Origin of the sequence: Acinetobacter sp. 'aerobic (ED)' (assembly GCF_904886855.1) — a bacterium.
GTDB lineage: Bacteria > Pseudomonadota > Gammaproteobacteria > Pseudomonadales > Moraxellaceae > Acinetobacter > Acinetobacter courvalinii.
Window position 1 is genome coordinate 416765 of the sequence record NZ_CAJHGI010000003.1, and the last position, 24715, is coordinate 441479.

Consider the following 24715-nt stretch of genomic DNA (forward strand, 5'->3'; position numbering starts at 1 on the left):
TTTTAGAAAGTGAATTAAAAATCATCTTTTTTATACAGATGATCCATACGTTCACTTTTGGTCTTTAAATATTGTTCATTGAAAGGATTACGGCCCACCGTAAGCGGAACACGTTCAACCACATTAATCCCCAGATCAGTCAATGCTTTGAGTTTGAGGGGATTATTGGTCACCAGTTTCACTTCTTTGATTTGAAGATGATCCAGCATGATACTGCACATATCATAACGACGTGCATCGGCAGGCAGGTTTAATAACAGGTTCGCATCAACCGTATCATGACCTTGGTCCTGTAAGGCATAGGCACGGATCTTGTTGGTCAAGCCAATCCCACGTCCTTCCTGACGCAAATATAAAATGACACCTTGGCCCGCTTCATTAATCAGGCGTTGGGTGGCTTGTAACTGCGGGCCGCAATCGCATTTAAGCGAAGCGAAAGCATCGCCCGTCAGGCATTCAGAATGGATACGCACAAGCACAGGCTTATCTGGAGCAGTTTCTAGCCCTTTAGAAAGCGCCACATGTTCCTCGCCCGTTTCTGGATCTTGAAACACGGAAATATTGAAGTCACCAAAGGCAGTCGGCAGCTTTGATGTTGCAATAAATTCAATCGGCACAGAGAACTCACTATGATCATAAAAACTGTCTGAGTATAGCTTAATGTGTGAAGATTGCGCGAACCGGAATTTCTGATTTTTTATATAAGTTTTTCTTTTTCATACAAAGCACACAATAATGGTTGATAAACAGTGACATAATTCAGGATAATCTACGGGTCATTCTTTAAAAATTGTAGAAGAATGTTCAGCACTACATCATTCGCACGTGTGGCTGATTGAAGGTAGATCATATTTAATTGTATGATTGCCCCCATTTAACCCAGCTTCGGACTTGCCAGGCTTAAAAAGGCTTTGCCACATTATGTTGTATACCGAAATTCCAACTCAACGCCCTGTTACGCCATTGTTAGATGGAATTGATCATCCACAACAATTACGTCAGCTCGAGCAAAGCCAACTCGTTCAAGTGGCGGATGAGTTACGTCAATATATTTTGTATGCAGCTGGGCAGAGTGGCGGACACTTTGGTGCAAATCTAGGTGTGGTCGAACTGACCGTAGCCTTGCACTATAGCTTTAATACCCCTGATGATCGTCTGGTCTGGGATGTGGGTCATCAAGCTTATCCGCATAAAGTGCTGACGGGTCGTCGTGATCGTATCGCGACCATCCGTAGTAAAAATGGTTTGGCTGCGTTCCCTGCACGTGATGAATCTGAATTTGATACCTTTGGTGTAGGCCATTCTTCGACTGCCATTTCAGCAGGGCTGGGTATGGCATTGGCACGCCGTTATCAAAAAGATCCATGTGATGTTGTTGCAATCGTCGGTGATGGGGCAATGACCGCGGGCATGGCATTTGAAGCCATGAATGATGCTGTTGCGCATAATGCCGACTTGATCGTGGTATTAAATGATAACGATATGTCGATCTCGTGTAGTACCGGTGGTTTTGCCAAACATCTGGCAGCCATTTGGGAAACAGGGCAGTTGATTAACGTGAATGAACAGGGTGAAGCCTATGTTCAGCCTCATCCTAAGTGGACGTATAATTCACGGTTACATCAATCAGCGACCGATGCCGCTGATAATTTATTTAAAGCAATTGGTTTTGATTATTTCGGACCATTTGACGGGCATGATGTGGAGCAACTGGCGCAAGTGTTCCATGCGCTGAAAAAGCGTAAAGGCCCACGTCTGGTTCATATTTATACCAAAAAAGGGAAAGGTTTTGCGCCAGCGGAAGCCGATCCGATTACCTATCATGCCATTACTAAAATTGCGCCAGCCGCAGCAGCACCGGTAAAAAAATCACCCCCTAAATACTCTGATGTATTTGGGCAATGGTTATGTGATGAAGCCGCTCAAGATCAGCGCCTGCTTGCCATTACACCAGCAATGTGTGAAGGCTCGGGTATGGTGAAATTTGCACAGCAATATCCTGAACGTTTCTTTGATGTGGCGATTGCGGAACAACATGCAGTGACTTTAGCTGCGGGTATGGCGTGTGAAGGTTTAAAACCGGTTGTCGCGATTTATTCAACCTTCTTGCAACGTGGTTACGACCAACTGATCCATGATGTGGCTTTGCAAAATCTGGATGTCACTTTTGGAATCGATCGTGCAGGTTTGGTCGGTGAAGATGGCCCAACCCATGCGGGTGCTTACGATTACGCCTATATGCGTACTGTGCCTAACATGGTGATTATGGCGCCGAAAGACGAGAATGAATGTCGTCAGATGCTACATACCGCTTACCTCTATGAAGGGCCGACAGCAGTCCGTTATCCGCGTGGCGCAGGCACGGGTGTTGAAATTCAACAACAGATGACGGCTTTGCCAATTGGTAAGTCGGAAATCGTGGCTGAATTTAATGTTGATGCTGAGCAGCACATCAGTATTCTGGCCTTTGGTAGCCGGGTTGCACCATCGGTTGAAGCGGCAGAACAGTTTGCACAGAAACATGCGATTGGCGTGCGTGTTGTGAATATGCGTTTTGTGAAGCCACTGGACGAGCAAATGATTCGTGATTTGGCAGCGACTACTCAACTATTTGTAACGGTTGAGGAACATGCCGTGATGGCGGGCGCAGGCAGTGCGGTGAATGAATTCATGGCACATGCCAAGATTGTCAAACCGATCCTGAATCTGGGTTTGCCAGACACATTCTTACACCAAGCAACGCATCAGCAAATGCTACAAGATTGTGGTCTAGATGCTCAAGGAATCTTGGCGTCCATTGAGCAAGCCTGGTTCTAGTTTCTAAGTTGATGTAAAAGCGAAAATAATTTTTCGCAACATTTTTCCCCTAAAAGCGCTTATATTTGCTAGAATATACGCGCTTTTATGCATTATTCTTTGTCAAAATCTTCAAATTTGTAGTGGGTGTTCAATGGAACCTATGGTGGTTATGGCTGCGCGTGCGGCTCAAACAGTTGGTCAAGAGCTTTTAAAGGCACATCAAAATCGTCATAAACTCGATTTACAAGTTGAAGAAAAAGGCATTGATGGTCCGGTAACACGTGTTGATCGTTACTTGGAACAACTTACAATTGATACACTTCGCAAAAGCTATAAAAACCACAGCTTCCTTGGTGAAGAGTTTGGTATGCAAGAAGGTAAAGGTCACGATGCAGACTGGTGCTGGGTGATTGATCCTTTAGACGGTACCCAAAACTTTATCAACGGTTTCCCGCATTTCTGTATTTCTATCGCAGTACAACATAAAGGTGTGACTCAACACGGTGTGATCTATGATCCGGTACGTGATGAGCTATTTTCTGCGAGCCGCGGTCGTGGTGCAGTGATGAACCAGCGCCGTATCCGTGTCAATGTTAAAGAAAACCTTGAAAATACTTTCCTTGCAGTCGGTCATCCGTACCGTGCCAAGCGTAATGGTGAAATCGTTTCTTATGCAGAGCAACATTTTGCGTCATTATTGGCAGTGACTAAATCTGGCGCGCAAATCCGTCGCGGTGGCTCAGCTGCTTTGGATTTGGCGTATGTTGCAGCAGGTCGTTTTGATGGTTTCTTTGAGCTTGGCTTAAAACCGTGGGATATCGCTGCGGGCGAATTAATCGTGAAAGAAGCGGGCGGTGTTGTTGTTGATGCGCGCGGTGGCAATGAATCATTTGACAATGGTCAGGTGCTTGCGTGTTCATTGAAGATGTTAAAGCCATTGATGCAAAACGTTGTTCCAGCTTGGGGCGAAGCTGCAAAATAATTTGTAGATATAGAAAAAACCCTCAATATGTTGAGGGTTTTTTTATGCGTTTAGAAAATAGGGAAACGAAATTCTGAGCTATTCGATTGCTTTGAGGTCGATGAGGAAATAATAATTTATTTAAATAATGAGATAGAAAAAGAGAAATTTAAAACTTATTCACGCTTTAATCTTTATGTGGATTTAAAATGTCATGTTGAATGAACAGCACAGGTGCCTTATGCGGGTAGGGTTAGGATGTAAGCTCCTTTAAATTGGCATGCTCCTCTCAATTTTTTGTAAAAATACATATTTTTTTCTGTTTGCAATTGAGCAAACTTAATTAAAAAAAAGTACTTTTTATTATTTTTAACTTGCTGATATTTCGCTGTATATCTTTTAATCTGCTGTTTAATTTTAGAGCGGTTCGAAGCTGAAAGCCCTGATAATAAATGTGATGTAATAGAAAAACCAATTAAAAAAGGTGACTTTTAAAATTATTCTGCTATAATCCGCCCACGCACTTAAATTCCAGTTCATTACCTGAACATTCAGTTCTATTCATATTAGCGCACGCTGTCCATAGAGAGGACCACATCTTGCGCCCAAATCGCTTAGCGATTCTTCAGGTTGAGGCAGTAATCAAGCGTGCGTTTAGTCCACATCGTCGTTATTCGGATCGCCGCTGAATTTCATATATTTTCAGCTTGAGTCGCTTTGCCGCTTGTTGCCGATGTCTATTTTTTGTATTTATTAAAATGGAGCACCCACAAGGGTGAAACTCTCTATGAGCAAAACTTTTGCCGAATTTTCTTTGCACGAAACCTTACAACAAGCCCTAGAAGGTTTAGGTTTTACGACACCAACTCCTGTGCAAGAACAAGCGATTCCAGCTGCATTAGAAGGTAAAGATTTATTAGTTTCAAGCCAGACCGGTTCTGGTAAAACAGCAGCATTTTTACTTCCTACATTAAACGCTTTAGCGGGTGAAGATACTTTTGTGCCATTCAAAGAGCGCATGAAAGCAGTCACTCAGCCTACGATTTTAGTTATTTCTCCTACGCGTGAATTGGCTCAACAGGTTAGCCAAGACGCGATTGCATTTGTACGTCACATGAAAGGTGTTCGTATTGCTGCAATTATGGGTGGTATGCCTTTTGGTAAGCAAATCCAGCAGCTTAAAGGTGCACAAGTTGTCGTTGCGACTCCAGGTCGTTTACTTGACCTTGTAAACCGTCGTCAAATCAAACTTGATAAAGTTGAATCATTAATTGTTGATGAAGCAGACCGTATGCTTGATCTTGGCTTCTCTGAAGATTTAGAAGCAATTGGTGAATTGGCTGCAAACCGTAATCAAACATTAATGTTCTCTGCAACTTTTGCTGATCGTATTATCCGTCTTGCTGAACGCATGATGAATGATCCGCAACGTATTGCCATTGAAACTGGCCACAGCACCAACACTGATGTAACTCAAACATTACATTGGACTGATGGCTTTGAACACAAGAAAAAATTACTAACTCACTGGTTATCTGATGAGTCTGTAGATCAAGCGGTTGTATTCGCGAGCACGCAAGAAGATACCGATATGCTTGCTGAAGAGCTGGCTGAAGCGGGTCACTCTGTTGTTGCACTCCATGGTGCGATGCCACAAACCGTTCGTAACCGCCGTTTACGTAGCATTCGTGAAGGTCGTGCAAAAATCCTGGTTGCAACAGATGTTGCGGCGCGTGGTTTAGACGTACCAACCATTTCACACGTCATTAACTTCGGTTTACCGATGAAAAATGAAGACTATGTACACCGTATTGGTCGTACAGGTCGTGCGGGTCGTACTGGTCAAGCCGTGACTTTGGCGACTTACCGTGAGCGTGGCAAAATCCGTGCTTTGGAAGATTATTTAGATGCACGTTTAAATGTATCTGAAATCGAAGGTTTAGAACCATCTCCACCTCCTGCACGTTCAGGTCGTGACGGTGGCGGTCGTGGTCGCGGTGGTCGTGATGGCGGCGGTCGTGGTCGCGGTGGTTTTGGCGGTGGCCGTCGTTTTGAAGGTGAAGGTAACTTCAAACGTCGTGAAGGCGGTGATGATCGTCCACGTCGTAGCTTCGATGACAAGCCACGTGGTGAGCGTCCATCTTTTGGTGGCGAAGATCGTCCACGTCGTGAATTCAACTCTGACCGTCCACGTCGCGAGTTCAATTCAGATCGTCCACGCCGTGAAGGTGGTTTTGAAGACCGTCCACGTCGCGAATTTAATTCTGATCGTCCACGTCGTGAAGGCGGTTTTGATGATCGTCCAAAACGCAGCTTTGGTGGTGAAGACCGTCCACGTCGCGAGTTCAATTCTGATCGCCCACGTCGTGAAGGTGGTTTCAATGATAAACCGCGTTTTGACTCAAATGATGACAACCGTGGTAACCGTGTAGATTACAAACCACGTCGTGAAGGTAGCTTCGGTGACCGTCCTAAACGTGATTTTGGCGATCGTCCACAGCGTGAAGGCGGTTTCGGTGATCGTCCAAAGCGTAGCTTCGGTGATGACCGTCCAAAACGCAGCTTCGGTGGTGATGACCGTCCAAAGCGTAAGTTTGGTAGCGATGAGCGTCCAGTACGCGGTTCACGTGAAGAAACTTTCGGTGGCGACCGTCGTCGCAAAAACGATTTTTAATCGTTAAAAACCGATAGAATGAAGAAGCCAGTTGAAAAACTGGCTTTTTTATTTCGGTTTAGTCATGTAAAATTATAAAAATGTGTACTAATTCAAACTTTATATAAGAAATGAATAAGGTGAAGCAAAATAAAAGCCTTTTGAGTCAAGCTTGGTCTTTCATGTGTAGTGAAGGGCTGCCATGCCTATTCGTCATTTTAATGCTATGTAACGGTTTGTTTTTTGCTTATGCGTTGTTTGATATGATTAATACGGAATCATTCAATGTTAATTCTCATCCAACTACCAGCCAAATTGTTCCCAAGAATAACTACATAAATTAAATACTCTTGATACATGGTTTATCAAAATGGAAACAAGCGTTTAGTGTTTCAGTGTATAGTATGCGTGCATAAAAAGTGCAGGAAAGAATGCCATTATGAATAATCCATCTCCTCTTGATCGTGAAGCCTTAATTGAAGTTAAAAACTTAAGCTTTAATCGGGGAGAGCGCGTCATTTATGACGATATCAGTCTTAAGATTCGTCGTGGTCAGATTACTGCCATTATGGGACCGTCCGGTACCGGTAAAACCACTTTGTTGCGTCTGATTGGTGGACAGTTAAGCCCAGATCATGGCGAGGTACTACTGGATGGTAAAAATATTGCCACCATGTCACGTCATGAGTTGTTCGCTGCGCGCGCGCGTATGGGCATGTTATTCCAGAGTGGTGCATTATTCACCGACATGTCGGTATATGAGAATGTCGCATTTCCAATCCGCGCACATACCAAATTGCCAGAACATCTGATTGCAGAACTGGTGGCATTAAAACTGGAATCGGTTGGATTGCGCGGTGCTGAACAGTTGATGCCAACCGAGCTTTCCGGTGGTATGAACCGTCGTGTTGCCTTGGCGCGAGCGATTGCACTGGATCCTGAGCTGATCATGTATGATGAGCCATTTGCAGGCCAAGATCCGATTGTGATGGGGGTATTGACCCGTCTGATCCGTTCCTTGCGCGATGCTTTGGATCTGACCACGATTATCGTATCGCATGATGTGGCTGAGACCTTATCAATTGCGGATTATATTTATGTGGTTGCCGAAGGTAAAATTCAGGGTGAAGGTTCACCAGAACAATTAAAAAACCATGCTTCGCCTTTTGTACGTCAGTTTTTAACAGGTTCGGCTGAGGGACCTGTGGAATATCAATTTACTCATCAAGCATATTTAGATAACGAGGTTCGTCCATGAATGCGATTGCCTGGCTAGGTAGACTCGTTATTGAGCGAATAAAAGGCATCGGCGCTGCCGCATTGATGCTCCTGCAAGTTTTATTTTCCATGCCATCGAAAGGTGGTTTTCGGCGCTTTGTTTACCAGATGTATCGTGTGGGGGTGATGTCCCTGCTGATTATTGCGGTTTCCGGTTTGTTTATTGGTGCCGTGCTGGGTTTACAGATGTATAGCATTCTGGTCACTTTTGGCAGTGAAGCAATGCTAGGCACTGCAATTTCACTGACCTTGCTGCGAGAACTTGCTTCTGTCGTTGCTGCCTTATTGTTTGCAGGGCGTGCAGGCTCGGCCTTAACTGCTGAAATTGGTTCCATGAAACAGAGTGAACAGCTTGCCAGCATGGAAATGATCGGTGTTGATCCACTGCGTCAGATCGTGGCTCCTCGTTTATGGGCCGGTATTGTCAGTTTACCCATGCTCACGGTTATTTTTGCAAGCATTGGTATTATTGGCGGCAAGCTGGTTGGTGTGGATTTTTTAGGTGCTGATGAAGGTTCGTTCTGGAGTGGTATGCAAAGCAGCGTCCAGTTCTGGCATGACATTTTTAATGGCACCATTATTAAAAGCATTGTCTTTGCTTTGATTTGTACATGGGTGGCGGTATATCAGGGCTATGCCTGTGAACCAACCCCAGAAGGTATCGCGACTTCAATGACCAGAACGGTCGTATATTCTTCACTTTGTGTATTAGGTTTTGATTTCGTGTTGACTGCGGTCATGTTCGGAGGGATTTAATGAAATCACGTACTAGTGAGCTGGCCGTAGGTATTTTTGTCATTATCTTCGGTGTCGCTCTATTTTTTCTGGCGATGAAGGTCAGTGGCTTGGTGGGTACTAATCTGCGCGACAGCTACAGCATGACAGCACAGTTTGACAATGTGAATGGCTTGAAGCCACGTGCCAAAGTGACCATGAGTGGTGTAACCATTGGTCGTGTTGAATCAATTACGCTTGATCCGGTTTCCCGTCTGGCCACTGTTAAATTTGATCTGGATGGTAAGCTGACCAGCTTTAATCCGGAGCAGCTCAAAGAAGTGCAGAACAATGCGCTGGAAGAGTTACGCTATAGTTCTGACTATGAGCAAGCGAATGCTGCGAAACAAAAAGAAATGGAACAGCAACTTACCAGTAACATGACCTCCATCACCACACTCGATGAAGATGCTTATATAATGGTAGCAACCAATGGTCTATTGGGTGAGAAATATTTGAAAGTTGTTCCGGGTGGTGGTGTGAACTACCTCAAACGGGGTGACGTAGTTTCAAATACCCAGGGCACCATGGATTTAGAAGATTTGATCAGTAAATTTATTACCGGTGGTGCTGGTAAAGCCACATCAAGCTCAACAGCGACAGAAAGTCCAGCTTCACAGCCTGCTGCTGAAGCAGAACCTTCTTTTGTTGAGTAATTCAGGTTAGGAGATTGAAGTGAATACATTATTGAAACAAACGCTAACCGCAAGCGTATTATCGACAATGCTTGCAAGTGCTGCATTTGCGGCACCAACTGAAACCCCGCCTGACTTTGTTAAACGTGTGGCTGATGGCTTAATTACGCGTCTAAAAGCGGATCATGCCAAGTTGCAGAATAACCCGGCACTGGTGAAAAGCATTATTCGTCAAAACCTTGACCCATATGTGGATTCTCAAGCGTTTACCCGTATTGTGTTAGGTACTTATGCGAATAACCAATATACCAATGCTGCACAACGTGCACAGTTCGAGAAGAACTTCCGTGAAGTGATTATCGAGAACTATGGCGGTGCTTTCGCAAAATATACCAATGAAAGCTACACCATGCGTCCGTTTAAATCGACCAACAGCAAAACCCCTGTGGTGACTTTAGACTTCTTGCACAATGGCGAGAAAATCCCGGTGTCGTTCCAGTTAACCGACAAGGGCGACCAGTGGAAAGTACGTAACATCAACGTGTCTGGTATCGATTTGGGCTTGCAGTTCCGTAACCAGTTCGCTGCAACCGTGCAACGTAATGGTGGCGATATTAATAAAGCGATTGCGACCTTTAAACCAGATGCAGATGCTGCAGTTAGCAAAAAATAAGTAGGTGACGGGTGATTCAGTATATTGATCAGCAATTAGTCGTTTCCAAAACGATTAATTTTGCAAATGCAGAGCAGATCTACCAAGCTGGCTTAAAGCATATTCAGCAGCATAAGAATTTTCCTCTGGTTGTTGATCTGGGCCAGCTTGAGCAGGGTAATACTTTATCGTTGGCGGTACTGGTGCAATGGTTGCGTCAGACACCAGACAGTAAAGGGCTACATTTCAAGAATGTGACTGAAAAAATGCTGAAAATCATTCAGGCCTGTCATTTGCAGGATGATCTGAAATTGATTTAAAGATCACTTGTCGCAATAAAAAAAGCACCGTCAGGTGCTTTTTTTATTAGATCCATTTCTTCCAGCGGAAGTAGATGGTCGGACCAATCAGGAAGGTTAACACCAGCGTGATCACGATCCAGAAACTGGTACTGCCATGTGAAAACGGTAATACTTCGGTATTCATGCCATAAATACTGGCCACCAGCATTGGAGGTGCCAGCATGCTTGGAAGAATAGAGAAGCGTTTGAAGGTCTCATTCATCTCGGTATTGGCAAAACCGGTGGTAATATCCAGTAAGAATTTTAGTTTTTGAAACAGGAAGGTATTGTGCTCCAGTAAAGAACGCACATCCTCACTCATCTCCCGGATATCAGGGTCATAAATATGGCTGCCTAAAGCACGTGGCCGCGAAAGGAAAGACAGAACTCGGCGCAGGTCGGTCAGACAGAGCTGAGCTTTCCCTAACATGTCTTCCTGATGCGCGAGTCGTGTGATCATGTCATCCAGATCAAGGATCTGTTCACGGTGGTGATCGTTTAACACCTCGGCTGAATATTCTTCCAGATACTTATGCGTATCTTCCAGAATATCTGAAAGCTCATCCAGTTTAGATTCCAGCAAGCCTAATAAAATCCACACCGGATCTTTATAATCGATGCTGTAATCATTGCGTCTTGCCCGGGCGCGAAAGGCCCGGAAGGCCACCAATTTTTCGCCACGTAGCGTGATCAGTTGTGTTTTATCCAGTAGAAACGCAACGGTGTGGACGGTAGCGGCGAGTGTATTCTCGAGATCTTCTTGTTCACGATCCGATTGAAAATTTTTATTCTTTGTTAAAAAATAGGTGCTGATATGCAAAATTCCGTCATCATCACGGTAGAATCGTGCTGATGAGGAAATATCTTCAAGTGACTTTAGGGTAGGTAGGTTTCGCTCATATGCATCCAGAATCCATTGTTGTTCTTCTTGGGATGGGGCGATAAGATCGATCCAGACCAGTTCAGGATGGAGGTCGAAACTGCCATTGATTGTTGCATCTTCTAGACTACCGCGCTCAGTGGCATAAAAGGCTTCAAGCATGTCTTTTTTCCTTGCGCAGTCGAGGTAAAGTTTCCGGTGTTTTTCCGAAAAGCAGGGTGTATTTTAGACAAGGATGAAACGAAAAACACTTGCCTAAACGTTATTTTTTAAAAAATCTTGTTACATAGCCTACTTTATCAGCATGACAGTTCTATAAAACGGTTTTAATTGTATGAATTCTATATGTGTTTTCTGTGGTTCCTCTCTCGGGAATGATCCTGTTTTCAAGCAAATGGCCCAGTTAACCGGGCAGGTGATTGCCGCACAAGGCAAAACGCTGGTCTATGGCGGTGGACGTTCGGGTCTGATGGGTGTGGTGGCTGATAGTGCGCTACAGGCGGGCGGCCGTGTGATTGGTGTGATTCCCCATGCCTTGGTGGATCGAGAGCTGGCCCATACCGGTTTAACCGAATTGTACCGGGTCAACAATATGCATGAGCGCAAGACCAAAATGGCTGAGCTATCTGATGCATTTGTGGCTTTGCCCGGCGGTGCAGGCACACTCGAAGAAATCTTTGAGCAATGGACCTGGAGTCAGTTGGGTATCCATCAAAAGCCTTGTGCTTTTTTAAATGTGAATGGTTTCTATACCGATTTGCTGAAAATGCTGCAAGCCTCGGTTGACAGTGGTTTTACCCAAGCACGTTTTGTGGATAAGCTGATTGTGGCCGAGCAGATTGAAGAGGTCCTGGCTGCATTTGCGGCTTATCAGCCTGCGGCCCCGAAGTGGCTATCTAGCACTGAAATTCAGGCCTGAGGATACGATTGTGAAAACCATTACTGTTGCTGCTGCCATTATCTTGAACGAGCACAATCAATTACTGTTGGTGCGTAAGCAGAATACCCATGCCTTTATGCAGGTCGGCGGTAAGCTTGAGCTGGATGAAGCACCTGAAGTGACGATTCAGCGTGAGATTCTGGAAGAAATCGGCTGTGAGTGCGAGCTTAAAGAGTTTGTCGGTGAATTTAAAACAGCAGCGGCCAATGAACCTGATCATGCCTTGATCAGCTATGTATATGCGGTTGAGTTAAAACAGCAGCCACAAATCGCGGCTGAGATTGCAGAGATGAAATGGATCGATCTGGATGACCAGTCAACGGTACTGGCGCCACTGACTAAAGAAGTGGTGATTCCGTGGTGTCAGCAGCAGCATTTGAATTAATTTCCTGATGCTGCGCGGCTGCCAGACACAGACTATAGACCTGTTGGCAGCCCAGTTGTTGCAGCACCTGAGATAATGCAGTAATCGAACTGCCTGTGGTGACCACATCATCGACAATGAGGACCTTGCGATAGCGAATCTGGTTCGGTGGAGCAGCAACAAATTGCTGTTCAATATTTTCTAGCCGTTCTAGACGGCTTAATCCTTTTTGAGAATGCTGGGCCAAGCGCTGGACTGGTTGCCAGACGGGAATGTTCAAGTGCTCACTTAAGGCTTGTGCCAAGAGCAGGCTCTGGTTAAAACCACGCTCGACCAGACGATCTGTTGAAATAGGCATGGGCACAATGGCATGCACTTTGGGCAGTCTGGGTTGCAATAGCAAGCCATTTAATAGACGTTGATGATGCAGTTTCTGCTCATATTTAAATTGTTGGATAATCCGGTCAATCGGGTACTGATAATGGCAGGCCACCATGATTTGCTGCTGATTGCGTTCAATGGTTTGCTTGAGCCAGGGCAATTGTTGCCAGCAGCTTTGACAAACACCGAAGTGCCGTTTCATGCCAATATCACACAGGCTACATGGGGTAAAATAATCAAATAGCTGCTGTGCTGATCTGCCCAATAATTTAAACATAGGCATATCTTGGTGCTTCGGGTAACCAGCGTTTCAATAGACCTTCCGCATGTTGCGGATAATCTTTCAGGATTTGCTCTGCGACATAATGTGCCTGAGTCAGCAGGTGGTCATCCCGTTCTAGACGAGCCACACGAAAGCCCATATCACCGGTTTGCTTGGTCCCGAGTAATTCACCGGGGCCACGAATTTCCAGATCTTTTTCTGCAATCACAAAGCCATCATTACTTTCCCGTAAAATCGAAAGCCGTTCTTGCCCATTTTGTGATAACGGGGTTTTATAGAGTAAGGCACAAAAACTGGCTGTAGCACCACGACCGACACGGCCACGCAGCTGATGCAGTTGAGACAGGCCTAAACGTTCTGCATTTTCAATCACCATAATCGAGGCATTAGGTACATCGACACCTACTTCAATCACCGTGGTGGCAATCAACAGTTGTGATTGATTGTCTTTAAAAGCTTGCATCACAGCCTGCTTTTCATCGGCTTTCATCTTGCCGTGTACCAGCCCAATGTTAATGTCTGGAAAACGTTCTTTAATTTCCTGATAAGTGGCCTCTGCGGCTTGCGCATCCAGTGTTTCAGATTGCTCCACCAAGGTACAGACCCAGTAGGCCTGTTTACCTTCACGACAATTGCTGGCAATGCGTTGCAAGACCTGTTCCCGCCGTTCCAGGGGGATGGTGACAGTCTGGATCGGGGTACGGCCGGGTGGCAGCTCATCAATAATTGAAGTGTCCAGATCACCATAGGCACTCATGGCGAGGGTGCGGGGAATCGGGGTTGCGGTCATTACCAGTTGGTGCGGGGTGAACTGGTCCGCGCCTTTATTGCGCAAGGCGAGGCGTTGATCAACCCCGAAACGGTGCTGTTCATCGATAATCACCAAGCCGAGCTTGGAAAAACCGACCGTATCCTGAAACAGCGCATGGGTACCCACGATCAACTGGGCATGACCTTCTTTAATCTGCTGTTCAGCTTGTGTTCTGGCTTTGCCTTTTTGTTTACCCGACAGCCATGCCACCTGAATACCCAATGGTTCAAACCAGCGTTTAAAGTTTAAGTAATGCTGTTCGGCTAGAATTTCAGTGGGTGCCATCAGTGCCACCTGCCAGTCGGCTTCCAGTGCATGACAGGCAGCGACCGCAGCCACCAAGGTTTTGCCAGCACCGACATCGCCTTGCACCAGACGTAACATCGGTTGATCTTGTTTAAGGTCCTGCAAGATTTCCTTGGAAACGCGTTTTTGCGCATTGGTCATCTGGAAAGGTAGCCCTTCTAATAATGTCTTGGCCAGTACTTTACTGCTACTAAAGCGTGGTGCTGAAATCTGACGGATATAGGCACGGCGTGTGAGTAAACTGATTTGATGCGCCACCAGTTCTTCAAAAATCAGCCGTTGCTGTGCCGGATGTGAGCCTTGATTGAGCTGCAACATGTTGGCATCAGTGGGCGGCTCATGAATGTAATGCAATGCCTCTTTCAGCTCATAGCCATTGCTATATTTGCTGGGTAATAATTCGGGCAGATCATCACTGTGATAGGTAAGTGCCTGACGGACATACTCACGTAATTTAGGTTGGGTCAGGCCTTCGGTACTGGGATAAATCGCGGTCAGCTGGGTCTTGGGCAGGGCCGTATGTTGCTGGATCACCTGAATTTCGGGATGATACAGTTCCAGACCACGTGCACCGACACGCACTTCGCCAAAAATGCGCAGCCGTTGCCCCATTTTAATGCGATCCGTAAGACCTTTATAAATATGATAGAAGCGTAAGGTAACCTTGCCGAAATCGTCCTGGACCAGTGCAGCAAGAGATTTCTTTTTTCCAGGTGGAAAGTCAACAGAGCGGACTTCACCTTCAAGCAAGTAACTTCGTCCAACGACCAGCTGATTCATTGGAATAATAGTGCTACGATCTTCATAGTCACGGGGAAGATGGAATAACAAATCATCCGTGCTAAAAATATGAAGCTTTTCTAAGAGGGTCGCTGCGGCAGCACCAACGCCTTGTAATTGCTGAACTGATGTCATCTCTGGTCAAAGGTGTGTATGCATATTTTATTTATTGGTTATGGTAAAACATCTCAGCGTGTCGCTAAACACTTATTTGAGCAAGGACACCACATTAGCACAATAAGTCGCAGTGCAAAAACAGATTGTTACGCGACCCATTATATTCAGGACATTCATCAACTTGATTTGACCGGGCTGGCGCCTGTGGATATGGTGTATATCATTCTGGCGCCTTCTGAAAGTGGGATTGAGGCTTATCAGCAGACCTATGTCGATAGCGTGGAGCCGATTGCTCAGGCCTTAAAAGCCCATCCGGTGCAACGTATCGTGATTGTGTCCTCAACCCGCGTCTATGGCGAAAATGCAGGGCAACGTATTGATGACGAGAGCGAGATCCATCCTGCTGATCCACAAGGTGAGCTATTGCGACGTATGGAGTTGCTGTGGCAGCAGCATTACCCACAACACAGTATCATTGTCCGTCCTACGGGTATTTATGGGACTTCAATTGCCCGACTGAAAAAGCTGGCCGAGCAAAGCACGACTTATCCGACTGTTCATTATAGCAACCGGATTCATATTGATGATCTGGCTAGGTTTTTAGCATTACTGGTGAATTTGGTTCACGTTGAACAGAGCTATATCGTCACCAATAATCGACCGCTTCCGATGCATGAAATTCTATTGTGGTTCCAACAGCAATTGCATTTAGCGCCTTTAAAGTTGCTTTCGGACCGACCGAGCGGCAAGCAAATTTATGCCACCCGCTTGCCAAAAACCGGATTTAAATTTGACCATTTGATTTGCTTTAATGACTACGCTGCGGCCTTATCTGTCCATAGTAATGAAAAATAATTCGATTACACTGTAAAGAACGCTTAAAGAGTTGGTATGGATTTTGAACTTAAAATACCAACAGATTCCGCAAAGGAACTGCCTGAATTAAGCACGGGGTTTGCTGCAAGGCATAAAAGGTGAAACATGAAAAAAATAATCTGCATGAGCCTGCTTGGATTAATGACGACAACGGGTTGGGCGGCAGAACAAAGCTGGTGTGTATTTGATCCTTTAAGCACGCAAGGCGATATTAGTCGCCGTTTACAAGACGTGCGGGCCTATGCCTTAAAAAATCAGGTGCAATTAAAACTGAAAATCTTTAAGAATGAAAAGGATGCAATACGTTCATTTGAGCAAAAGCAATGTTCTGGACTGGTCGCTTCGAATTTCAATACCTATCGCTACAATCGTTTTATGGGCACCACCGGGGGAATTGGACTCATTCCGAATAATCGGGTGGCCCGGGCTTTTCTGCAACTGCTGAATCATTCCAATGTCGAAAAGCGTATGGTGGCAAAGGATTATGAAGTATTGGGCATGATTCCGATTGGAACGGTTTATATGATCATGAACACACAACAGATCAATAAGGTTTCACAATTACGCAATAAAACTATTGGAATCCTGGCAGATAATCCGCCGCAACTGGCACTGGTGCAAAGTGTTGGTGCCAAACCGGTATATGTCGATTTTTCCAATGCAGTGGATTCATTCAAGCATAAAAAGATCGACATTCTGGCAGCGCCTGCGTATGGCATACTGCCTTATAATCTTAAAAAGGAATTTGGTGAGACGACGCAGGTGGTGAATTTTCCTGTGGCTTATTTTGCAATGAATGTGGTCATCCGGCCACAAGCTTATCCGGCTGGATTTGGCCATCAAATACGCGACTGGTTTGTGAATAACAGTAATGTATTAGCCGCGCAGGCGATCCAGTGGGAAAACCACTTACCCGCTTATTACTGGGCAGATATCTCGGGCTATGAAAAGCAGGGATATGATGCGTTAGTGGCTAAAATCAGTAAACGTTATGTCGATGCAGAGTATTACGATGGCTACTTTGTCGAGCTGATTAACCGCTTGCGCTGTCAGGATGATCCTAAATATCTGGCATGTCGCCGTTAACAGTGCAAGAAAAAGGCAGCTGAAGTTGTAATATTGATCACTGAGTAAAACTTTTTAATTATTCATTTAAAAATCTCCCCTAACCCCTCTTTAAAAAGAGGGGAATGGTTGAGAATCTAAGATAATTTTAGACGTCATGAACTCCCTCCTTTTTAAAGGTGAGCTGCGGTTATAGCAGCGCAAGAGGGAGGATTTATTTTCTATTTATGCTTTCTTACGTTTTAAACGACGTTTGGCTTGTTGTGACGCCACGGCTTCCAATGCTTCAGCCAGTTCTTCATCGCTAAAGGTGGTGATGTGCTGCAACATTTGCAAGGTGGTTTCATCCAGTACCAGTTGGGCACCTGCAGCCATTTCGCTGAAGTTGTCATCATATTCAATGAAGCCTTGTTCATTGTTACGAATATAATTTTGCTGGGTCAGCACTTTAATAAAGCTCTGGAATAATGCTTTATCGAAGAACTCTGGTGAGTTGAACTCATACAGCACAGACAGGCGCTGACCGAGTAAATGACTTAGCTCTTCCACCTGCTTGGTCGAGATATTGCCGGAACCACGTTGGGTGATCAGTGCCAGCGTCATGTAGTAACGTTCCAGACTCTGTTTGACCGGCATTGCCAAAGTCACCAGTTTCTGATGTTCTTCACTGTTTGGTGTTGGGCTAAACAGGTTACCTTCTTGATCCTGAAAAATCAGGCCAATCTTCACCAAAGCATCGATATAGCTATCAATCTGCTGCTGCAAGTCGCTTGCTTGCCACTTCATGAACAGTTCGGCTTTCAAGAATGGATATAAGGTGCGAATCACGTTACTTAAGTCATTCTTGTGAATTTTTCCGTTGTGTTCAACCAGAGATGCGACCAATGACGGTAACACAAAGGCATGCAAAATATTATTACGGAAGTAAGTCAGCAACACGGCCTGATTATCTTCAATCGCAATAATATCGCCCAGCACGTGTTGTACACGTTTGATCAGCTTCAGCTTGAGACCATAGGCAACGATTTCTTTACCTGATAATGAAGTCACTTGAGTGCGTTCATCATAAGGTTGCTGGGTGGCCAGATCACGATAGATGTCGAGTTGTTTGGCACAGATCTCTTCATCTAAGGTGTGTTTCGGTGTCGCCAATAAAATTAACGAGAGCAATGAAACCGGATTAATCACGACAGCGCGGTTGATATTTTCCAGAATCAGATGTGCTGAGTCTGCAACTACGGTTGAAATCTCGGTCGAGCTTGGTACGTCAGTCGGGTTTTGCTCTACATTATTCTGTTTCAGGATATCATTCAGGAATACCGGTTCGCCAAAATTCACATGCACCTTACCGAAGATCCGTTCAATTTTGCGTAAGGTTTTAACAATACCAAAAATGGATTCGGCTTCTTTCGGTTTACCTTGCATTTCACCGACATAGGTTGAGCCTTCCATCAGGCGCTCATAACCGATATAGGTTGGTACGAATACGATCGGTTTGGCCGGGCCGCGTAAATGCCCTTGAATGGTCATTGCCAGCATACCGGTTTTTGGCGGGAGTAAACGCCCTGTACGTGAACGGCCACCTTCAATGAAGTATTCGATTGGGGTGTTGCGCGATAAGATGCTATATAAATATTCTTTAAATACAGAGGTATAAAGTGCATTGCCGCGGAAGGAACGACGAATAAAGAAGGCACCGCCCCCACGTAATAACTGACCGACAAATGGTAAGTTGAGGTTATCACCGGCTGCGATATAAGGAATCATCAAGCCACGTTTATAAATCACGTATGACAATAATAAATAATCGATATGGCTGCGGTGACACGGGGTGTAAACGATTTCATAGTCTTTTGCCAGTTCACGGACCGTACTGAAGTTATGTACTTCAACGCCGTCATAGAGCTGTGTCCATAAACGGGTCAGGGCCATATCGGCAAAACGGACTGCCGAGGCAGAATAATCCGAAACGATCTCATTGACATAACCGATGGCACGACGTTCTGCCTCAAGCATGCTGATTTTATGCTGGATGCTTTCACGACGAATCGCATCTTGTACTTCAGGAGATTTGATCACCGATTGCATGACGTTACGACGATCGGATAAATCGGGGCCAAGCACCACTTCACGCTGTTGATCGAGGTAAGTATCTAATGAGCTGGCAATATAGGTAGCGGGTGAAACATTCGGGTGATTGCTCTTGGCATAGTCAACCAGTTCACGCAATGATTGCGGCTCATGAAACTCTAAATAAGACTGGCGGCCATGTAGGCCAATATTCATTAACTGTTTGACGGTACCTGGGGTTGCCCAGGTATCAGAGAATAAGAGTTTGAACCATGAATCTTCTTTATCTGGTGAACGTCCCCAAAGTACGGTTACAGGTACCAGCTGAATATCCACTTCAGGGTGCTGTTCCAGTGCTTCAACCAGTTGTAATAGGCGAGGAGGAAAGGTTTGGGTATTAAAGAAATTATTTTCGTTATGATGTAAGAACAGGACGGAGTTTTTTTCTTGATACGATCCAAAACTCAACGGGTCTAGCGCGGGTTTTAAATTGAGGCGACGGGTTTCACCATCGACCACCAAGGCGTTACTACGCGAATAATTCTGTAAAACATAGCAGACTAGCTTATTTGATTCTGTTGTCTGTTGCTCGGTTGTGGTGGATTCTGTAGGAACTTCACCAAGAACATGTGGGGTGACCACCAGGTCAAGTAACTTACTCGAAAGTTGGCGATACATTTGACCAAATCCAGTCTTGGACATTACAAACTCCTAAATCATAATCCTGGCATCGATTCATGATGAACACGACATTCTGCGGTATTCTGACATAAAACGGTATGTTATTTTCTGACAGAATATAGCGTATTTGGTAGATTTTATCGTTAAAAATCGTATTTTTAGCAGTTATAAATACAATTAACGTGACGGATGAATCATTTTATCCTGAGCACTGTTATCTGAATTTGTGGCACAATCACAATTATCAACCCTGAAAGGATTGGTTGATCTCTCCTCATTGATGTTGGAAGAATATTACATGAATGCGTTAACTCAAGAACTGGTTGAACTTTTGACTCTGGAAAAGCTGGAAGAGCATATTTTCCGAGGCAATAGCCGCAATCTGGTTGGCAAACGAGTATTCGGTGGACAGGTTCTTGGACAAGCCTTGAGAGCAGCGTCATATACCACAGATCGTCCAGCCCACTCCCTGCATGCCTATTTCCTCTATGGCGGCGATGTGAATGCACCGATTATCTACGAAGTTGATCCACTTCGCGATGGCAAGAGTTTTGCCAGTCGGCAGGTTCGGGCTATTCAGCATGGACGTATTATTTTTTCTGCGATGGTTTCTTTTGCCAATCCCGAAGAGGGGCTGAACTATCAGCACAAAGAGCCAGAATACCCGTTGCCTGAGAGCTTAAAGTCTGAAAATGAGCTGAAGGAAAGCCTGATTAATTTTGTGCCTGAAAATGTGCGTGCCAGCTTTATGCGTGAACGCCATGTCGAGATTCGTCCAACCCAGCTGATCAATCCGTTTCAGCCGCAGCCCGAAGCACCGTTCTATGCGCATTACATCCGGACCCATGGCACGATTGCGCAAGATCTGGATGAAATTTCCTTACACCAGGCCATCGTCGCATTCTATTCCGACTTTACCCTGATGACCACAGCGTTACGTCCGCATGGCTTATCCTGGATTTCACCGAATCTGCAATGTGCCAGTATTGATCACACCATTTATTTTCATCGTCCGCTCCGGGCTGACGAATGGATGCTCTATGAGATGGAAGCAACCGTGAGTGCCAGTTCACGTGGTCTGAACTTTGGACGGATGTGGCAAAATGGTCAACTGGTCTGTAGTACAGTCCAGGAAGGTTTGATTCGGCTCAGAGAAATCGAAACCCAGTAAAAAATAAACCCACATTAAGGCCATCATTCTGATGGCTTTTTTTATCATAAAGATGTGACAAAAAATTGCTCGATTCTTCAACATGAGCATGCCATAGTACGGCTAAGTTAAAAGATTTTATCCATTCACAATGAATCTAAATACACAAATTTTAATTGCCGCCGTGCTCGGTGTGGCCTTTGGTTTTCTGCTGATTGCTTATCCGCAAACGGCATTTGTTGACTACAGTCTATATGGCCTGGGGGTGTTGAGTAGCATTTTTATCGGCTTATTGAAAATGCTACTGATTCCACTGATCTTTAGTTCGATTGTGGTGGGTGTTTCTAATTTGCAGGCAGGTGGTCAATTCGGTCGGGTCTGGAAAATTACCGCGTTGAGCTGTTTAACCACGACGACTTTAGCTTTGATTTTAGGAATCAGTTGTGCGCATTTATTTGATGTCGGTAAAGGCGTGGATATCCAGCTGTTTCAGGCTGCCATGGATAGTCATCAGACTCCTGATACCTTAACCCCATCCAGTTTCTTTACTACCTTTATTCAAAATACCTTAATTAATCCATTTAAGGCCTTTAGTGAAGGCAATGTGCTGGCCGTGGTGGTGTTTGCCCTGTTTCTGGGTGTGGCTTTGGTCAAGGGCGGGGAACGTTTTACTTTAGTCCGCAACATCAGCCAGCAATTTTTTGACATCATGATGATGCTGGTCGGCTGGGTAATGAAGTTGGCGCCAATTGGTATTTTTGCACTCTTGGCGAAGTTGATTGCGACCGAGGATCTGTCGGTACTGAGCCGCTTGGTCGAGTTTGCGGCGGTGGTGACGGGAACCACCATTTTCCACGGTGTGGTGGTATTACCTGCCTTACTGTGGATTTTTGGGCGCATGAATCCGATCACCTTTTTCAGAGGAGCGAGAACCGCACTGGTCACCGCATTTGCCACCAGTTCCAGCTCTGCCACCATGCCGCTGAGCATGAAATGTGCACAGGAAAATCTGGGGGTTCGGCCGCAGACCGCAGGTTTTGTCATCCCGCTTGGAACGCAGTTGAATATGGATGGTACGGCGCTGTATGAAGCTGCTGCGGCTTTATTTATTGCCAATTTAATGGGGCTGGATCTCAGTCTGACGCAGCAAATTATTGTCTGTTTAACCGCCATGATTGCATCATTGGGGGCGCCGGGGATTCCGAGTGCGGGTATGGTGACCATGATTATGGTGCTGCAATCGGTCGGTTTGCCTGCGGAAGCGATTGCCATCTTATTACCGATTGATCGTGTGCTTGATACTGTACGCACCGTGGTGAATGTACAAGGTGACATGATGATCAGTGTGGTGGTGGATCGCTATGCCAAACAGGCAGAAGCTGAGGCAAGCTAAGCTGTATTGGAATAAAAAAAGCAGGAGATTATTCCTGCTTTTTTTATGTCTTAAGCTTTAAGCGGCTTGTTGTAAAGCGCGTTTTGCGGCTGGTGAATTGTTTAAGTAATTCACGGCATCTTGAGTATTGCCTTCCTTAACTGGGTCGTACCACGGCATCAGGTAGTCAAGCTGTTGTGCCACCAGCCATGCAGGGCCGGGTAAGATTTTAGAATCTTTTAAGGCAATCTTGGACCATTCAATCCAGATCCATGGCTTGAACACACTTGGTTTTTTATCAGCAAAACGTGGGTCTTGGCTCATGATATGGGCTGCGCCGTCAACCCAGAGTCCTAAGACACCCGCAATGACTGCAACACTCAGGTAGTAACGTGCAAGATAGCCTCCACCTAAATGACGGTAAAGATCAAAAGCTACCGTACGGTGTTCGATTTCTTCCGACCCATGCCATTTGATCAGGTCAAGCATTTCAGGATCGGCGCCCAGTTCTTCCCAGCGTTTGTTGTAAAGCGCATATTTACCGAGTACACAGGTCATGTGCTCAACGGTGGCAATCACACCGAGACGGAATAAGTCCCATTGGTGATCCAGCGCTTTCGGGATTTCTTTGCCGAAAGGTTTATCTGCCAAAGCTTTGGTAAATAAGAAGTCCATAATGTCGAGATTACGCTGAATATCGATATTGCGCTGGCTGAGATATTCCTTGTTGGCAGAGGTGTGGGCCACAGCATGCATGGCTTCTTGACGAATAAACGCCTGCACATCCTGTTTTAGTTTTTCATCGGTAATTTCAGGCAGGACTTTGTTATATAAACGACAAAACCAGAACTCACCAGCAGGTAAGATGTTGTTAATTTCATTAATAAAATAGCTGGCAAATGGCTGGTTTGGAATCCAGTCCACTGGTGTATTTTCCCAATCAAATTTTACTTTGCGCGGGAGGATTTTATAGTCAATCGAAGAACCAAGTTTGCTCTTCACAAATGATAGTAATTTCATTGTTGTTTAGTCCTAATCGATAGTGCAATGAACCAACACTAAGCAGTATATGAAAACTGCCTAGTGTTTGTGATTAGCAATACGGGACAATTAAAAATTATTTAATGCATCAAGTTGCATAAAATGCATGTTTTATTGTTCTACATCAGTTTCCGAGGCTTCAGGGATCTGATCAAGGTCAAATTCAGTCGGTTGATCGAGGGTGAAATTCAAGCGACCTGCCATCACACTGGCTAGTTCTTCTAAGCCGATTCGGTTCAAGGACGAGAACAACTGAATTGAGAAATCAAGCTTCATCTTTTTCAATTGCTGTTTAACTTCTAATAGCACTTTATTGGCTGGGCCACGGTTCAGCTTGTCGGCTTTGGTCAGCAGGATATGTACGAATAAATGACGTGAATGCGCCCATTCCAGCATCATCAGGTCAAAGTGTTGTAAGGGATGACGAATATCCATCAATAACACCAGACCTTGCAAACTCTTACGATGGATCAGATAGTTTTCCAGCTCTTTCTGCCAGACGATTTTCATGGCTTCCGGAACCGCCGCATACCCATAACCGGGTAAATCGACCAGACGTTGATCAGGATTACCCAAGCTGAAAAAGTTGATCATCTGGGTGCGGCCCGGTTTTTTAGATGCGCGCGCCAGTTGCTTTTGGTTGGTTAAGGTGTTGATCGCACTGGACTTGCCGGCATTAGAACGGCCAGCAAATGCAATTTCATAGCCTGTATCTTCTACGCACAAAGACAGTTTTGGCGCACTCATCAAAAATTCAGCTTGGCGTAACCACGTCAGAGACTGTACTGCGTATTCAGTCACTGCAGGGTCAGCTTTTTTCTCATAACTGATTTTTTGTTTCGGAGCGAGTCTGGCTTTGGTGTCTTTGGATTTTTCACTGCGACGCATAGAAGCTTACTTTTGAATTGAAATAGCAACGACCATTATAAAGGATGTGACGGCTTCGTGCGAATCTTGATGTTGAAGCGCTGTTTAGGCTTTCTGCGACAACTCTAAAAAATTGATTTCTGAATGGATCGGAGAAGGAACAATACCGTGCTGAACCACTTCACCGAGCGTATATTGATTCAGGCTTTGATAAAAGCTTTCCAGTGCCTGATCTAAAATACCCTTCAGGCCACAATGGGAACGTAATACGCAGGGCGGGGTATTGCACTCTACGATTTGCTGGTTGCCTTGCAGGGTGCGGACAATTTCGCCCAATTTCAGGCTTTTGGCTTCTGGGTTTAGGCGAAGACCGCCTCCCTTGCCGCGAATGGTGACAATCCATTGCTGCTTGCCCATGAAGTGAACCACCTTTACCAGATGATTTTGCGACACATGCAAGTCTTGCGCGATATCTGCAATCGTATAGGGTACATCACTCGGACGAGCGACATACATCAGGATTCTGAGTGCATAATCTGTAAACTTATTGAGTTGCATGGGGTTTGACTCAATCTGCCGCAATAAATGGAAAAGGCTAGTCTATCACAGGCTAGCCTTATACAAAAACGCGCCACAGT

Annotated in this window: 22 protein-coding genes; 14 read left to right on the forward strand and 8 right to left on the reverse strand. The window is 45.2% G+C overall.

Annotation, left to right across the window (positions count from 1 at the left end; genetic code table 11):
- Positions 1 to 14 precede the first annotated feature (14 nt).
- Positions 15 to 617, reverse strand: coding sequence for a GTP cyclohydrolase II (gene ribA / locus JO943_RS08100; RefSeq protein ID WP_005227469.1), 603 nt, complete (start codon positions 615 to 617; stop codon positions 15 to 17).
- A 304-nt stretch (positions 618 to 921) separates the two neighbouring features.
- Between ribA and dxs the strand changes: the two genes are divergently transcribed.
- The 8 genes from dxs (at position 922) to JO943_RS08140 (ending at position 10072) form a co-directional block, all read left to right on the forward strand.
- Positions 922 to 2817, forward strand: coding sequence for a 1-deoxy-D-xylulose-5-phosphate synthase (gene dxs / locus JO943_RS08105; protein WP_202740484.1), 1896 nt, complete (start codon positions 922 to 924; stop codon positions 2815 to 2817).
- Between the two features lie 133 nt (positions 2818 to 2950).
- Complete coding sequence (locus tag JO943_RS08110; RefSeq protein WP_004775922.1) at positions 2951 to 3781, forward strand: inositol monophosphatase family protein; 831 nt, start codon at positions 2951 to 2953, stop codon at positions 3779 to 3781.
- Between the two features lie 766 nt (positions 3782 to 4547).
- Positions 4548 to 6434: a DEAD/DEAH box helicase gene (locus tag JO943_RS08115; RefSeq protein ID WP_005227464.1), complete on the forward strand. Its 1887-nt coding sequence runs from the start codon at positions 4548 to 4550 to the stop codon at positions 6432 to 6434.
- Positions 6435 to 6852: 418 nt separating this feature from the next.
- Positions 6853 to 7671, forward strand: coding sequence for an ABC transporter ATP-binding protein (locus tag JO943_RS08120; protein WP_005227462.1), 819 nt, complete (start codon positions 6853 to 6855; stop codon positions 7669 to 7671).
- Positions 7668 to 8447 carry a lipid asymmetry maintenance ABC transporter permease subunit MlaE gene (mlaE, locus tag JO943_RS08125; protein WP_005227460.1) on the forward strand — a complete coding sequence of 260 codons (780 nt, stop codon included), beginning with the start codon at positions 7668 to 7670 and terminating at the stop codon, positions 8445 to 8447. The genes JO943_RS08120 and mlaE overlap by 4 nt, the downstream gene beginning before the upstream one ends.
- The gene (locus JO943_RS08130) at positions 8447 to 9121 is read left to right on the forward strand and encodes an outer membrane lipid asymmetry maintenance protein MlaD (RefSeq protein ID WP_009514011.1); all 675 of its coding nucleotides are present in this window, start codon (positions 8447 to 8449) and stop codon (positions 9119 to 9121) included. Before mlaE ends, JO943_RS08130 begins: the two co-directional genes overlap by 1 nt.
- 19 nt (positions 9122 to 9140) lie before the next feature.
- A complete protein-coding gene (locus JO943_RS08135; protein WP_005227457.1) occupies positions 9141 to 9773 on the forward strand; it encodes a phospholipid-binding protein MlaC in 633 nt (210 codons plus the stop codon).
- Between the two features lie 11 nt (positions 9774 to 9784).
- Positions 9785 to 10072 (forward strand): lipid asymmetry maintenance protein MlaB, encoded by a 288-nt coding sequence (locus JO943_RS08140; RefSeq protein ID WP_005227455.1) that lies wholly within the window; start codon positions 9785 to 9787, stop codon positions 10070 to 10072.
- 46 nt (positions 10073 to 10118) lie between these two features.
- On the opposite strand, the gene JO943_RS08145 is transcribed toward JO943_RS08140, so the two are convergent.
- Positions 10119 to 11135, reverse strand: coding sequence for a CorA family divalent cation transporter (locus tag JO943_RS08145; RefSeq protein WP_005227453.1), 1017 nt, complete (start codon positions 11133 to 11135; stop codon positions 10119 to 10121).
- 172 nt (positions 11136 to 11307) lie between these two features.
- Here JO943_RS08145 and JO943_RS08150 point away from each other — a divergent pair, with 172 nt between their 5' ends.
- Together JO943_RS08150 and JO943_RS08155 are read left to right on the forward strand one after the other, a co-directional pair.
- Positions 11308 to 11892, forward strand: a complete 585-nt coding sequence (locus JO943_RS08150) for a TIGR00730 family Rossman fold protein (RefSeq protein WP_032868638.1) — start codon at positions 11308 to 11310, stop codon at positions 11890 to 11892.
- A gap of 10 nt (positions 11893 to 11902) precedes the next feature.
- Positions 11903 to 12298, forward strand: a complete 396-nt coding sequence (locus tag JO943_RS08155) for an NUDIX hydrolase (protein WP_005282949.1) — start codon at positions 11903 to 11905, stop codon at positions 12296 to 12298.
- Here the strand turns inward: JO943_RS08155 and JO943_RS08160 are convergent.
- A complete protein-coding gene (locus JO943_RS08160; protein ID WP_202740485.1) occupies positions 12252 to 12935 on the reverse strand; it encodes a ComF family protein in 684 nt (227 codons plus the stop codon). The two genes, JO943_RS08155 and JO943_RS08160, sit on opposite strands and share 47 nt — an antisense overlap.
- Positions 12928 to 14973 carry an ATP-dependent DNA helicase RecG gene (gene recG, locus JO943_RS08165; protein WP_199973258.1) on the reverse strand — a complete coding sequence of 682 codons (2046 nt, stop codon included), beginning with the start codon at positions 14971 to 14973 and terminating at the stop codon, positions 12928 to 12930. The genes JO943_RS08160 and recG overlap by 8 nt, the downstream gene beginning before the upstream one ends.
- Before the next feature lie 18 nt (positions 14974 to 14991).
- On the opposite strand from recG, the gene JO943_RS08170 reads away from it, so the two are divergent.
- Both JO943_RS08170 and JO943_RS08175 read left to right on the forward strand, forming a co-directional pair.
- The gene (locus tag JO943_RS08170; RefSeq protein WP_199973257.1) at positions 14992 to 15810 is read left to right on the forward strand and encodes an NAD-dependent epimerase/dehydratase family protein; all 819 of its coding nucleotides are present in this window, start codon (positions 14992 to 14994) and stop codon (positions 15808 to 15810) included.
- 126 nt (positions 15811 to 15936) lie between these two features.
- Positions 15937 to 16917 carry a putative solute-binding protein gene (locus JO943_RS08175; RefSeq protein WP_199973256.1) on the forward strand — a complete coding sequence of 327 codons (981 nt, stop codon included), beginning with the start codon at positions 15937 to 15939 and terminating at the stop codon, positions 16915 to 16917.
- 204 nt (positions 16918 to 17121) lie between these two features.
- Here JO943_RS08175 and plsB read toward each other — a convergent pair whose 3' ends face one another.
- On the reverse strand, positions 17122 to 19668 hold the full coding sequence (gene plsB / locus JO943_RS08180; RefSeq protein ID WP_199973255.1) for a glycerol-3-phosphate 1-O-acyltransferase PlsB: 2547 nt from the start codon (positions 19666 to 19668) through the stop codon (positions 17122 to 17124).
- Between the two features lie 277 nt (positions 19669 to 19945).
- Between plsB and JO943_RS08185 the strand changes: the two genes are divergently transcribed.
- Together JO943_RS08185 and JO943_RS08190 are read left to right on the forward strand one after the other, a co-directional pair.
- Entirely contained in the window at positions 19946 to 20818 is an 873-nt protein-coding gene (locus JO943_RS08185) for an acyl-CoA thioesterase (RefSeq protein WP_005227434.1), read from the forward strand.
- 130 nt (positions 20819 to 20948) lie between these two features.
- Positions 20949 to 22190 (forward strand): dicarboxylate/amino acid:cation symporter, encoded by a 1242-nt coding sequence (locus tag JO943_RS08190; RefSeq protein ID WP_005282969.1) that lies wholly within the window; start codon positions 20949 to 20951, stop codon positions 22188 to 22190.
- Positions 22191 to 22247: 57 nt separating this feature from the next.
- Here the strand turns inward: JO943_RS08190 and JO943_RS08195 are convergent, their stop codons facing one another.
- The 3 genes from JO943_RS08195 to JO943_RS08205 all read right to left on the reverse strand — a co-directional run bounded on the left by JO943_RS08195 (position 22248) and on the right by JO943_RS08205 (position 24635).
- On the reverse strand, positions 22248 to 23189 hold the full coding sequence (locus tag JO943_RS08195; protein ID WP_005227431.1) for a metal-dependent hydrolase: 942 nt from the start codon (positions 23187 to 23189) through the stop codon (positions 22248 to 22250).
- 132 nt (positions 23190 to 23321) lie between these two features.
- Positions 23322 to 24098: a ribosome biogenesis GTP-binding protein YihA/YsxC gene (gene yihA / locus JO943_RS08200; RefSeq protein WP_005282972.1), complete on the reverse strand. Its 777-nt coding sequence runs from the start codon at positions 24096 to 24098 to the stop codon at positions 23322 to 23324.
- An 84-nt stretch (positions 24099 to 24182) separates the two neighbouring features.
- Positions 24183 to 24635 carry an RrF2 family transcriptional regulator gene (locus JO943_RS08205; protein ID WP_005227427.1) on the reverse strand — a complete coding sequence of 151 codons (453 nt, stop codon included), beginning with the start codon at positions 24633 to 24635 and terminating at the stop codon, positions 24183 to 24185.
- Between the last annotated feature and the right edge of the window lie 80 nt (positions 24636 to 24715).